The following is a 12,964-nucleotide window of genomic DNA, read 5'->3' as shown; positions in this document are numbered from 1 at the left end:
ATGAGAAACGCTGTTTGCGAGAAGGCGCCTCCTTAATGCGCCGTGCATTGCCTGGCCGGGGCATCGTGCCGGCAAACCATCCATTTACCCACTAAATCAATTTTATGTATAAACAATTTTTACTTAGTATAAGCGCGATTGTGCTGCTGCTAATGCTTGGCGGCACGGCGATGGCTCAAAACACCACCATAAGCGGCAAAATAACCGACAGCGCTGATGGCTCGACAATGCCTGGTGTAAGCGTTGTTGTAACAGGTACCACTATTGGAACCACTACCGATGCCAACGGCCGATATAGCCTGAGCATACCATCAACGGCAAAGAGCCTTACCTTAACATTTATAGGTTACACAACCAAACAAGTACCGTTAACGGGTGCTACAACATTAAACATTACTTTAACCCAATCCAGCAATGCCCTTAGCGAGGTAACGATAGTGAGTGTAGGTTACGGCACGCTTGATAAACGCGAGGTATCAAGTGCCATTGCCCACGTATCAGGCAAAGACCTTTTACCGGTATCAGCAAACAACCCCTTGATGTCTTTACAAGGAAAAGTTGCAGGCTTAACCATCACCAACACAGCCAGCGGCGACCCTAATTCATCACCAAACGTACAATTGCGTGGTATATCATCCCGTAATGCAGGCTTAGGCCCGCTTTACGTGGTTAACGGTATCCCGGGTGGTAATATTGATAACATTAATCAAAATGATATTGAAAGTATCGACGTACTGAAGGGCGGGGCAGCAGCAGCAATTTACGGTACCCGCGGCAGCAATGGCGTTATTATTATTACCACCAAGAAAGGCACATCACAATCGCGTTTTTTTTATGATGGTTACGCAGCGTTCGATTATGTGACAAACCGCCTTGAAAACCTTTCGGCTGACGACTTTGTGAAGTACCGGGTATCAGCCAAGCAAGGCCAGGATTACGGCGCCCGTACCGACTGGTTGAAAGCTGTTACCAATTCTCCTGCGTTTAGCCAGAAACATACTGTACAGATGTCTGGGGGTTCAGACAAAACAAATTATTTTGCTTCGGCAGATTATCGGAATGCTGATGGGATCGACCTTAGGGCGCATAAAAAAGAATATGGAGCACGTATCAATATTACGCATACTACCGACGATAACTTCCTTACCGCCACGCTGAACGTTGCACCCCGTTTCATGACGACCAGTAACGCAGACCAGGGCAACTTTAACAACGCTTTAACGCTTAACCCAACTTATTCCATCTACGATGATAAGGGTAAGTATAGCTACATCAACACGGGTTTCTTCTCAAACAACCCGGTTGAGAACGGCCGGCTCATTAAATCAGAAGGTGACATTAAGGAGTTGGACATGAATGCATCATTAAAAGCCAACATCCTGAAAAACCTGAGCACCACGGTTACTATTTCTGAGATAAGCCGTTCTGCCCGCAGCATGAACTTTGCGCCCTCGACACTGTCGAGTATCGTTCACGCAAACAAAACCACTCAAACTAACTATGCATCGCAAAGCCAGGAGGAAAATGATCAAAAGAACGTAGAGTGGACGGGTAACTACTCGCTTAACCTGGGGCGCAATCATTTTAAATTATTGGGTGGTTACTCGTATTCGGTATATAACTATAAACAGTTTTCTGCACAGAACTACGACTTCCCTTTCGACATCTACCTTTGGAATAACCTGGGCTCGGGCTTGTACAATGGTGGGGCAGCCGGCCAGGGGCAGTCGGCTGTTGGATCAACCCAAAACGGTTCAACACTTATAGCTTTTTTCGGACGGTTAAACTATGATTTTGACAGCAAGTACATCCTTACTGCGAGTTTACGTCACGAGGGTTCATCAAAGTTTGGTGCAAATAACAAATGGGGCGATTTTCCTGCCGTTTCCGGTGCCTGGCGCATATTTGAAGAAGAGTTTTTGAAGAATAGCGCGTCATGGATCAACGATTTAAAAATAAGGGCGGATTATGGTATAACCGGTAACCAGGATTTTGGCAACTACCTTTCGTTGCTGTTATATGGTGGTGCCGGATATTTCCCGTTTAATGGCGTGCAATACCAGGTGTATGGCCCGGCTCAGAACGTAAACCCTAACCTAAGCTGGGAGCGTTCTACAAACATCAACGTAGGTGTAGACTTCACAATGCTAAACAGCCGTTTAAGCGGTTCTATTGATTACTATGTACGCACCAATAAAGATTTGCTGGGCTCTTATCAAGTCCCACTTCCGCCAAACCCGCAAGATAATACTTTCACCAATGTGGGTACAATGCGCAACAACGGTATCGAGGCAACTTTGACTGGTCACATTGTGAGGGGCAGTCAATTTAACTATAACGCCAGTGTTGCTTTTTCTTATAATAAAAACAAATTCATTTCTTTTTCTAATGATCTTTATAAAGGAGCGCCGTTTCAGGATGTTGCAGGTTTACCGGCACCCGGTTCGCCAGGGGCAATCCAACGGATACAGGAAGGGCATAGCATAGGCGAGTTTTATACTTTGCGTTCTGCCGGTGTAAATGATAACGGCGAATTACTTGTATACAAAAATGACGGAACAATTGTAGTAGCTAATCAGGCGTCCGATCAGGACAGACAATTTGTAGGTAATGGTTTGCCAAAATTCGTAGCGTCAATGAATAACAGTTTTCAGTATAAACGCTTTGATTTAAATATCTTTCTGCGAGGAGCATTTGGATACAAAATATTCAACACCCCCGCGTTTTACCTCGGTACACCGTCAAGCCAACCTGACGCAAATGTGCTTAAATCGGCATATGATGGTAAAAGCAAATATTCAAAACTGACCAACAACTCTACTACATCAATTGCATCTGATTACTTCCTTGAATCAGGTTCGTTTGTAAAGATCGATAATGTATCAATGGGTTACACACAGCCGCTAAGATCAAAATATCTTAAATCTGTAAGGCTATACGCAGCCGGAAGGAATATCCACACGTTTACCAAATACACAGGTGGCGACCCTGACCTGATACAAATAAACGGCCTTACTCCGGGTGTTAATACGTCGCTGAACTATTACCCATCAACCCTTCAACTAATATTTGGTCTGCAGGCAACATTCTAATCTTAATAACATGAAAAAGCACAAATTATATATAACAGGATTGTTGCTAACGGCACTTGTTGGCGGCAGTTGTACAAAACTGGATGAGCACGTTTACGATAAGGTAGATGCCGCAGGTTTCTTAACCCGTCGAGATGATGTTATTCGCGATTTTCTTCGCCCCTTTGAGCACGGTTACTGGAGTATACAAGGTAACGACGTATATGCGGCAGGCGAAAATGCCAGTGATGAGATAGGTACCTATAACCGCCAGGGCGATTGGCAGGACGGAGGTTACTATCAGCGTATGCATTATCACACATGGAATATTAACGATGGTTTTACAAGCGGTGCATGGAAAAATTTCTACCAGGGGATTGTTTTAGCCACCAATTCATTGCAGGATATGGAAGCTATATCAGACCCTGCGAAATTAAGTGTTACTCCTGAAGAGCTGGCGGATTTTAAATCCGAACTGCGTACGCTCCGTGCCTGGTTTTACCTAAGGGCGTTTGACTTTTACCGGAATATAGAAATTGTTACCGATGTTAAAAGCTCGACTCAAGGTAACCCGCAATCAACCCCTCAGGAAACTTTCGCTTACATCGAAAAGGAATTAACCGAGTCAATACCTGGTTTGCCAACCCGCGACCAGCTTGGCGCCAATGGTATAGGCCGCTGGACAAAGGCAGGTGCAGCCGCTCTTTTGGCGAGATTATATTTAAACGCCAAGGTTTACACTGGCACTGAAAAATTCGCTGAATGCGAAGCAGTATGCCGTGATATTATCACCGGTAAGTATGGTAGCTACCAGTTGGATACGCGTTGGGATGCACCGTTTGACTATACAAACAAAACAGTTAACTCTGAAACTATTTATGGCTTCCCCGGTACTTTAGCCCGTACGCACTGGCAGTATGACGGCGGCATGTATTGGTGGAGTATTACCTATGATGCTCCTCTATATTTAGGATTTTCTGATTGGGGTGGTGCTAATCCGCGTTTTGCACTGCAGCCCGGCCGCGATGTAGACAGCGTTGAATATAACTTTCAACTGGGCAAGCCATTTGTTAAGTTTCAAAGATACCCAGATGATCTTCGCTTAAAAAAGTATAAAAACCTGGGCAATAGTACCCGCGAAGGCATGTTCTTATACGGTTATTTGCCGTTTACACGTGTAGTGGATGGTAAAACTGTGCAAGACACCGTACGGGGCAACAAAGGGCCATATCCATTGTTCATTCGCGACCAGGTAGGCCAATTCCTTGGTGCTAAACCCGGCACAAAGATCGCTGATAAAGAATCGAACATGAATCATGCAGATCATAACTCGGGTGTGTTTTTAGTTAAATATCCCATTTACCCTACGCCAGATCCTAACCGTATTACATCAGCTTATGCAGAAATAAGGCTTACGGAGATCTACTATACACTGGCCGAATGCCTTTATCGTAAAGGCGATAAGGCAGGGGCAGCACAACTGCTGAACCAGGTAAGGAAGCGTAACTATCCGGAGGGATCTCCAAGCTTGTACAAAGCGGATGGCAGCCAGTTAACCGATCAGGAAATGCTGGATGAGTGGGGCAGGGAGTTCCTGGGGGAAAACCGCCGTCGTACCGACCTGATACGCTGGGGGGTGTTTTCCACCGGTACCTGGTGGGATAAGCAACCTGATGCTGATAACCATACGGAGATTTTCCCTATAGGCAGAGATATTCTTAATATAAACCCGCAATTAAAGCAAAATCCGGGTTATTAAGATTGGTTGATTGGTTTATGCGGCGGCGTCTTCAAAATGAGGGCGCCGCTTTTTTTATAGAATGTCAGGAAAGCGTCGTCAGCGCATTGAAATGGATCTTAATCATTAATTTTGACGTAGATAAAAATTTGAAATGTCAATAACTACAGAGGAGGAAAGAATAGGTATGCAACAAGCAAGCGACGCTGTTGCGATCGCGCTTAAAAAGATGCGCGAATTTGCCAGGCCTGGTATTTCAACAAAGGAACTCGACGAGTACGGCGGTGAATTGCTGGCACAAATGGGCGCATGCTCCGCACCTAAGTTAACTTATGACTTCCCTGGCTATACATGTATTAGCATCAACGAAGAGGCTGCGCATGGCATACCATCGGCAAATAAGATATTAAAAGAGGGTGACCTGGTAAATATCGATGTATCAGCAGAAATAAACGGCTATTGGGCCGACAACGGCGGTTCATTTGTGTTGGGCGAGGATATTCATGGGCATGGCAAACTGGTTGACACATCGAAAGAGATATTGCGAAAGGCCATCAGTAATATCAAAGGTGGTGTAAGGGTTTCAGAGATAGGCAGGCTAATAGAAACCGAGGCGAAGAAAGCCGGGTATACAGTAATAAAAAACCTTACAGGCCATGGTGTGGGCCGCAGTTTGCACGAAGAACCGCATGAGATAGCAAACTATTGCGATAAATATAATACAACGCGGTTTAAGAAGAATTCGGTAGTAGCAATAGAAACTTTTATATCAACCCGGTCGACCATTGCCGATACGCAAGCCGACGGATGGACACTTATCGGTAACAGGGGAGGTTTTGTAGCCCAGCATGAACATACCATTATGGTTACAGGTGGCCAGCCAGTAATACTTACTGCGCAGAATGGTATTTGGGATCAATAGAATTCAGTCGATACTTCCTGACGGTTTCTAACTCCCTATGTAAATGTAAGACCATTAGGTTTACAAACCTCGTAGGTAATCAAAAAGATAGAGACAAAAAAGGGACAAATCAATTTTACCTGATTTGTCCCTGGAGGTGATCCCGCTGGGATTATATTTTGAAGGGTTCGATAAATTTACTTTTAATTAGATTAAGAAAGCCGAATTACGGGCGCTCGCATCACTAACAATAGCATTTAGATCCCAAATGAAAACACCAATTGGCAGCTATACAGCCTTCCAGATCATAGGTTTAACAAAACCAGTCTTAAGCCGTATTTTATTGCCCGTATCGCAAATGGGAATTTCTGCTAACGTGCTTTATGCAAAATTGTCCTCGCCTCCCGGTAGTCGACGGCTATATCTGGAGCAAAGCCGGCGAGATTGCAGGCATGCGGTTTGAAGCATTAGTTAACGGCAAAGAGGTGCTGCTGAAAGGCGGGGATCCGCATTTTACCAACAAGGGTACAGCCGCGGTGCATATTTCATGGCCGTTAACAACCGTTCGTGGCTCATTGGAAAAGGACCTGAGCGAGGGCCGTGTAAATATAAAATTGGTGAGCAATGCCAGGTGTAGCTGGTATCTGGACCTTAATACTTTTGCAACCGCCCAACTGCCTTTTATAAAATAATTTCAAGGCGTATAGGTTGCCGTTTCGAGGGTAATAATTATCAGCTTAAAACAGAAAAAGGCACATTTTCTAAGCCGGCTAACGGGGCTGTATTAAGGGTGAAACCGCAAATGAACGTGATTGCCATCAACATGGCCGATATAAAAACTCGCTAACAAATTGGCTAAACAAAAAGAGCTGCCTCATGCGAAGCAGCTCTTTTTGTTTGGGCGGGATTATTTCCAGCCACCACCCAGGTCACGGTATACCTGGGTAACCGCGTTCAGCTGATCTTTCTTGGTTTCAATTAATTCAAGTTTCGATTCGAGCGCGTCGCGCTGGGTCATTAATACCTCAAAATAATCGGCTCTGGCCGACTTAAACAGATCATTCGAAATATCAATTGATTTGGTTAAAGCGTCTACCTGTTTCGATTTCAGATCGTAACTTTTCTCAAGGTTATCTATCTTCGAGAGTTGTGTAGACACTTCCATGTACGCGTTTAAAATGGTGCGCTCATAATTGTACATAGCTTGTAATTGCCGGGCGTTAGCATTGTTAAATTCGGCTTTTATGCCGGCCCTGTTAACAAGCGGAGCCGCAATATCACCCGCAAGTGAATACAACAGCGACTCGGGCAATTTAAACAGGTAGGAGGGCTTGAACGCCTGGAAACCTAAGCCGGCAGAGATGCCGAATGATGGGTAGAACTCTGCGCGTGCAACCTTAACGTCGAGCTTGGCAGCGGCTAATTCAAGCTCGGCTTTTTTAATATCTGGCCGTGCCGCTAATAATTGAGATGGTATACCGGCATGCACCATAGGCGGCGTAAGGCTCAGGAAATTGCTTTTATCTCGCGGAATTTCCTGCGGGTACCGGCCTAACAAAAAGTTGATGTTGTTCTCAGTCTCTTTGATATTTTGCAGGATATCAAACTCCATACTTTCCGATTTTAAAACCTCGGCCTGGAATTTTTGAACGGCCAGCTCGGTTACTCGTGCAGCCTGCTTTTGTATTTTTACCAGTTCAAGCGCGTTCTTTTGAAGCTTAATGTTTTGCCTCACGATCTCCAGTTGATTATCATAAGCCAGCAGCTCGTAGTACGAACCGGAAACCTCGGCAATAAGGTTGGTAAGCACAAAGTTGCGGCCCTCAACGGTAGAAAGGTAACGGGCAACCGCCGCTTTCTTCGCGTTGTGCAGCTTTTTCCAGATGTCGGCCTCCCAGTTTGCATAAGCCCCTATCGAGTAATCAGTTAAAGCCTCCGGCACTTCCTTGCCCGGTTCAATATCGGTAGAGGCATCACCTGCTCCCTGGCTGGTGTACCGTCCTACTTTTTCTACCCCGGCACCGGCGCGCACGCCAACTGTTGGCCGCAGCTGTCCTTCCCTTACACGGATGTCGTTCCGGGCCATTTGCAGCTCCTGGTAAGTGATCATCATTTCCTGGTTGTTTTTCAGGGCGGTATCTAAAAGGTTAACCAGGTTAGGGTCGGTAAAAAAGCTCCGCCAGGGTATGGCCGCCATATTGGTGGTATCGCGGTTATCGGTATACGCCGGTGGAACGTTCCTGTTTTCGGTTTGCTGCACCGCCTTAGGTATTTTACAGCCGGCAATAGCGAGGGAAATACCCAGCGCAGCAAAGCACCGATATATCTTAAGTTTATGCATAATTGTCAATTTCTTCGGTTAAAGGGTTTTCCAGCTCATCCTCAATAAGAATGTGTTTCTCAGATATTTTTGCGAAAATGTAATATAGCCCCGGTATGATGAGCACGCCAAAGATGGTTCCGAAGATCATACCTCCGGCTGCTGCCGAGCCTATTGTTCTGTTACCGGTAGCGCCGGGCCCCGAAGCAAATACCAGCGGGATCAAACCTGCCACAAACGCCATCGACGTCATCAGGATGGGGCGGAACCTCACTGCTGAACCTTCAATGGCTGCTTTGATCACCGAGTCGCCCGCTTTATGGCGCTGTACGGCAAATTCTACTATTAATACCGCGTTTTTTCCTAATAGCCCTATCAGCATCACCATGGCTACCTGGGCATAAATATTATTTTCGAGCCCGAAAACTTTAAGCAACAGGAAGGCGCCGAATATCCCAGCCGGGAGCGAAAGGATCACTGCCAGCGGAAGCAAAAAGCTCTCATATTGCGCTGCAAGTATCAGGTACACAAAGCCAAGGCATATCAGGAAAATGTAGATAGCTTCGTTACCACGACTCACTTCATCTTTTGATATACCTGCCCAGTCGATACCGAACCCGCGCGGCAGGGTGTTTTTGGCTACTTCGGCAACTGCCGCAATAGCCGATCCGCTGCTGTATCCCGGCGCCGAGGCTCCGCTGATCTCCGACGAGTTATACATGTTATGGCGGGTGATCTCGGATAAGCCGTAAACCTTCTCTATATGCATAAAGGCCGAGAAGGGCACCATTTCGTCGCGGTCGTTTTTAACGTAGAGTTTTAAGATATCCTCAGGCAGCGCCCTGTACTGGGGCAATGCCTGCACCATTACCTTATACTGCCGGTCGAACTTAATAAAGTTGGTTTCGTAGTTACTACCCACTAAAGTCGATAAGGTGTTCATAGCGTTTTCAATGGTTACGCCTTTTTGCTGGGCGATATCATTATCAACCCTAAGCATATATTGAGGGAAGCTGGCGCTGTAAAACGTGAATACCGATGATAATTCCGGGCGTTTACTTAGCTCCTTTACAAAATCACGGCTCACCGTTTCCATTTTTTTGAAGTCGCCTGATCCGCCTTTATCCAGTAAGCGCAGCTCGAAACCGCCCGCGGCTCCGTAACCGGGCACAGCAGGCGGCTGGAAAAACTCGATGGTTGCGCCCGCAATGTCTTTAGATCTCTCTTCCAACTCATCAATTACCTGCTGAACCGAGTGTTTTCTATCTTCCCAACTTTTAAGGTTGATCAAACAGGTTCCGGAGTTAGCCCCAGTTCCCTCGGTAAGGATTTCGTAACCGGCCAATGATGAAACTGATTTTACATCTTCCATTCCCTCGGCTATTTTTTGAAGTTTTTGGGCGATCTGGTCGGTGCGTTCCAGCGTGGAGCCTGGGGGGGTTTGTATTACCGCATAAAACATCCCCTGATCCTCATTTGGGATAAAGCCCGATGGCAGGCTGGTATTCAATAACCATGTGCCCACACAAAAAGCCAGCAGCATTAAAAACGTTACTGCCCTTCGGTTGGCTATTACACCCAGCAGCCGCTGATATCTGCCCGAAAGGCCGTTAAACCAGTTGTTAAAACCATCCAACACCTTATCAAGCCAGGTTTTCTTTTTGGGTTTGCCATGGTTGTTTCTTAGCATCATGGCGCAAAGCGCGGGTGTAAGGGTTAAAGCTACCACGCCCGAAAGAATAATTGAGGTAGCCATGGTGATAGAGAACTGCCGGTAGAAAATACCCACCGGACCAGACATAAAGGCCACCGGTATAAACACAGCCGCCATTACAAAGGTAATGGCAATAATAGCCCCGCTTATCTCTTTCATGGTCTCTTCAGTAGCGCTGAGCGGCGAAAGATGGTGTTCTTCCATCTTGGCATGCACCGCTTCAATCACCACAATAGCGTTATCCACCACAATACCTATGGCGAGCACCAGCGCAAACAGGGTGATCAAATTCAGCGTGATGCCAAAATATTGCATAAAAAGGAATGTGCCGATCAAACACACCGGCACCGCGATGGCCGGGATGAGCGTTGAACGCCAGTCGCCAAGGAACAGAAATACTACCAGGCCCACCAAAATAAATGCTTCTACAAGGGTATGGATAACCTTTTCGATAGATGCATCCAGAAATTTGGATACGTCGTAACTGATCTCGTAATCCATCCCTTTAGGGAACGAGCTGCCCTTGATCTCGGCCAGCTTGGCCTTAATATCCTTAATAACCTGGCTGGCGTTGCTGCCATACGATTGCTTTACAACAATTGCCGCGGAGGGCTTGCCGTTAAGGTTTGAATAAAGGTCGTACATCGAACTGCCGAATTCTATATTGGCTACGTCCTTTAACCGCAGGATCTCGCCGTTGGCGCTGGCCCGTAAAACAATATTCTCGTAACCTTCTTTTGTGCTGAGCCTGCCCGGATATTTCAATACATACTCAAAAGCTTCCGACCTTTTACCAGAGCTTTCGCCGGTTTTACCGGGCGATGCTTCCAGGCTTTGCTCATCAATGGCTTTAAGCACTTCGTCGGCCGATATTTTGTAAGCCAGCATGCGGTCGGGCTTCAGCCAAATTCTCATAGCATATTCCCGGTTCCCTAAAATGTCGGCGAAACCCACCCCATCAACCCTTTTTAGTTCTGATAGCAGGTTGATATCGGCAAAGTTGTAAAGGAAGTTCTGATCCATGTGCGGATCCTTGCTGTACAGGTTAATGTACATCAACATGTTAGATTCTTCGCGGGTGATCTTTACACCCTCGCGCACTACCAGCGGCGGCAGCTTATTAACCACCGAGGCAACACGGTTTTGTATATTTACCGACGCCTGGTTAGGATCGGTACCCAGGTTAAATATAACCTGTATGGATGCCTCGCCATCGTTGCCCGCATCTGAGGTCATGTACTTCATTCCCGGAACACCGTTAATGGCTCGTTCCAGCGGAATGATTACGGATTTTATCATCAATTCGCCATTGGCCCCGGGATACTCGGCCGTGATGTTCACCTTGGGCGGAGATATAGTAGGGAATTGCGTTACCGGTAACTGCGTAATTGCCAAAACACCCAAAAAAGTGATGATAAGCGATATTACTATAGACAGGACCGGCCTGTGTATAAACTTGTTAAACATTGTTATTTTTTTTTAATGGTTGCAGCACTATTCTGTTTTAAGCTGCAGATGTGAAATAACTTGCTTGGGCTCCTGGTAGGTATAGCTGATCTTGTCGTCTTCTTTTACCTTTTGCACGCCTTCCAGCAGTATCTTGTCATTCTCTGTAATACCACTTCCAACTATATACAGGTCGGGTAATTCACTGTTGATGGTGATATTCCGCGACCTCAGCTTATTGTTTTGGTCAACCACGTAAACGTATATCTTATCCTGTATCTCGTAGGTGGCCTTTTGCGGTATCACCAAAGCGCCGTGCAGCGGAACGGTCATTTGCACCTTACCGGTTTCGCCGTTTTTTAACAGCTTGTTTGGGTTTGGGAACCGGGCTCTGAAAGCAATGTTGCCAGTTTCGCTGTTAAATTCACTTTCGATGGTTTCTACCTCGCCTTTATAAGGCAACAACTGGTTGTTTGCCAATAGTAACGACACTTTGTTGTTTCCGCGGCCTTTTACATTGTTTTTGTAATCAAGGTATTCAGGCTCAGATACGTTAAAGTAAGCAAACATCTGGCTGTTATCAGACAGGCTGGTCATCAACTCGCCTTCATCAACAAGGCTCCCTAATTTCAATGGGATACGGTCGATGTTGCCATCAAACGGGGCTCTTATTTCGGTAAAGGACAAGTGTAACCGGGCAACCGAAATTTCGGCCCTTGCCTGGTCTAGTTTAGCCTGAGCCATAGAGAGCTCGTTTTTTGAGACTATATTTTTATCGGATAATGTTTTTGTATTTTGCAGTTCTATCTCGGCGGCTTTTGCCTCGGCCTGCGCCTTTAAAAGCTCAGCCTCATACATTTTTGGCATTATACGGAACAGCAACTGACCCGCTTTTACCGCCTGGCCCTCGTCTACATAAATGTTTTGGAGATAACCTTTTTCCTGCGCCCTGATCTCGATATTGCGGACCGATTTTATTTGAGAAACATACTCCTTAGTAAAGGAGGTATCCATCTTTAACGCATTGGTAACAACATATTTAGTTACTTCTTCTTTTTGTTCTTTTTTAGACGTACAACTTGAATGGTACAACATGGCAAACAAGCTCATGAACATCACAGTTCTTTTCATGATATTTTTACAGTATTAAAATGTTTGGTGGGTAGGAACTTAAATGTTCCGGTAGCAGATGGCATTAGTTACAAGCTAGTTATAACATAGCTCGGTAACAGGTATAGCAATACCAGCTGCCCCGTGTGGTTTTTTAGCCGGAACAGTAATTAATGCCTGAGTGATGTCAAATCCGCAGAACTCTTTGCGAGAGATATTTATGGGTACATATCAATGATAAATGCCCGCAAAATGGTAGCCTGTCTTTGAAGTGGTTATAAGTACTGCTAAAAATAAAAGCAAACGAAATGATCAGCAGGCTTTTAGCCATTACCACATATTTCCTGGCAATTATAAGGTCGTCATCCTCATCAAGGCTGGCTGCCAGGTAATCCTTTTCATCAGAAGAAGAAGAGTTTTTTATAAGGGCAATATCCTGTTTGGCTGCAGATTTTAGCCTTGCCGTTTGTTTAAAGTTGTAAGCAGCCAAATACCGGGTGCTATGGTGTGATGCAGCAGCGTACGTGTCTTTAAACCCATCAACCAGTAAAAAAGAAAGAAATAGGGTAAACAAAAACGCAACTTTCATATGCCGTCGCAAAAATACTATCAACTTGTACACATAACGCGTAAATAGCAATTTTTAATTGTCAAAATTTTGTCA

Annotated in this window: 8 protein-coding genes; 4 read left to right on the top strand and 4 right to left on the bottom strand. The window is 45.6% G+C overall.

What is annotated here, in order from left to right:
- Positions 1-104 precede the first annotated feature (104 nt).
- The 4 genes from HDC91_RS08325 to HDC91_RS08310 all read left to right on the top strand — a co-directional run bounded on the left by HDC91_RS08325 (position 105) and on the right by HDC91_RS08310 (position 6,402).
- Complete coding sequence (locus HDC91_RS08325; protein WP_183550405.1) at positions 105-3,092, top strand: SusC/RagA family TonB-linked outer membrane protein; 2,988 nt, start codon at positions 105-107, stop codon at positions 3,090-3,092.
- Positions 3,093-3,102: 10 nt separating this feature from the next.
- Positions 3,103-4,830 (top strand): RagB/SusD family nutrient uptake outer membrane protein, encoded by a 1,728-nt coding sequence (locus HDC91_RS08320; protein WP_183550403.1) that lies wholly within the window; start codon positions 3,103-3,105, stop codon positions 4,828-4,830.
- 133 nt (positions 4,831-4,963) lie between these two features.
- On the top strand, positions 4,964-5,731 hold the full coding sequence (gene map, locus HDC91_RS08315) for a type I methionyl aminopeptidase (protein WP_183550401.1): 768 nt from the start codon (positions 4,964-4,966) through the stop codon (positions 5,729-5,731).
- Positions 5,732-6,093: 362 nt separating this feature from the next.
- Complete coding sequence (locus HDC91_RS08310; protein WP_183550399.1) at positions 6,094-6,402, top strand: hypothetical protein; 309 nt, start codon at positions 6,094-6,096, stop codon at positions 6,400-6,402.
- Positions 6,403-6,617: 215 nt separating this feature from the next.
- On the opposite strand, the gene HDC91_RS08305 is transcribed toward HDC91_RS08310, so the two are convergent.
- The 4 genes from HDC91_RS08305 to HDC91_RS08290 form a co-directional block, all read right to left on the bottom strand.
- Positions 6,618-8,051 (bottom strand): TolC family protein, encoded by a 1,434-nt coding sequence (locus HDC91_RS08305; RefSeq protein ID WP_183550397.1) that lies wholly within the window; start codon positions 8,049-8,051, stop codon positions 6,618-6,620.
- Positions 8,044-11,211 (bottom strand): efflux RND transporter permease subunit, encoded by a 3,168-nt coding sequence (locus HDC91_RS08300; RefSeq protein ID WP_183550394.1) that lies wholly within the window; start codon positions 11,209-11,211, stop codon positions 8,044-8,046. The genes HDC91_RS08305 and HDC91_RS08300 overlap by 8 nt, the downstream gene beginning before the upstream one ends.
- 27 nt (positions 11,212-11,238) lie before the next feature.
- Positions 11,239-12,321, bottom strand: coding sequence for an efflux RND transporter periplasmic adaptor subunit (locus HDC91_RS08295; protein ID WP_183550391.1), 1,083 nt, complete (start codon positions 12,319-12,321; stop codon positions 11,239-11,241).
- 166 nt (positions 12,322-12,487) lie between these two features.
- Positions 12,488-12,889 (bottom strand): hypothetical protein, encoded by a 402-nt coding sequence (locus HDC91_RS08290; RefSeq protein ID WP_183550389.1) that lies wholly within the window; start codon positions 12,887-12,889, stop codon positions 12,488-12,490.
- Positions 12,890-12,964 lie beyond the last annotated feature (75 nt).

It is taken from the genome of Mucilaginibacter sp. AK015, from assembly GCF_014200785.1.
Taxonomy (GTDB): domain Bacteria; phylum Bacteroidota; class Bacteroidia; order Sphingobacteriales; family Sphingobacteriaceae; genus Mucilaginibacter.
This window is presented reverse-complemented; position numbering and strand designations above follow the sequence as displayed.

What these genes read in the sequence shown, in the direction of transcription:
- map (WP_183550401.1), top strand. Translation starts at nt 4,964, where the DNA reads ATGTCAATAACTACAGAGGAGGAAAGAATAGGTATGCAACAAGCAAGC.
- HDC91_RS08305 (WP_183550397.1), bottom strand. Translation starts at nt 8,051, where the DNA reads ATGCATAAACTTAAGATATATCGGTGCTTTGCTGCGCTGGGTATTTCC.
- HDC91_RS08300 (WP_183550394.1), bottom strand. Translation starts at nt 11,211, where the DNA reads ATGTTTAACAAGTTTATACACAGGCCGGTCCTGTCTATAGTAATATCG.
- HDC91_RS08295 (WP_183550391.1), bottom strand. Translation starts at nt 12,321, where the DNA reads ATGAAAAGAACTGTGATGTTCATGAGCTTGTTTGCCATGTTGTACCAT.
- HDC91_RS08310 (WP_183550399.1), top strand. Translation starts at nt 6,094, where the DNA reads ATGCAAAATTGTCCTCGCCTCCCGGTAGTCGACGGCTATATCTGGAGC.
- HDC91_RS08325 (WP_183550405.1), top strand. Translation starts at nt 105, where the DNA reads ATGTATAAACAATTTTTACTTAGTATAAGCGCGATTGTGCTGCTGCTA.
- HDC91_RS08290 (WP_183550389.1), bottom strand. Translation starts at nt 12,889, where the DNA reads ATGAAAGTTGCGTTTTTGTTTACCCTATTTCTTTCTTTTTTACTGGTT.
- HDC91_RS08320 (WP_183550403.1), top strand. Translation starts at nt 3,103, where the DNA reads ATGAAAAAGCACAAATTATATATAACAGGATTGTTGCTAACGGCACTT.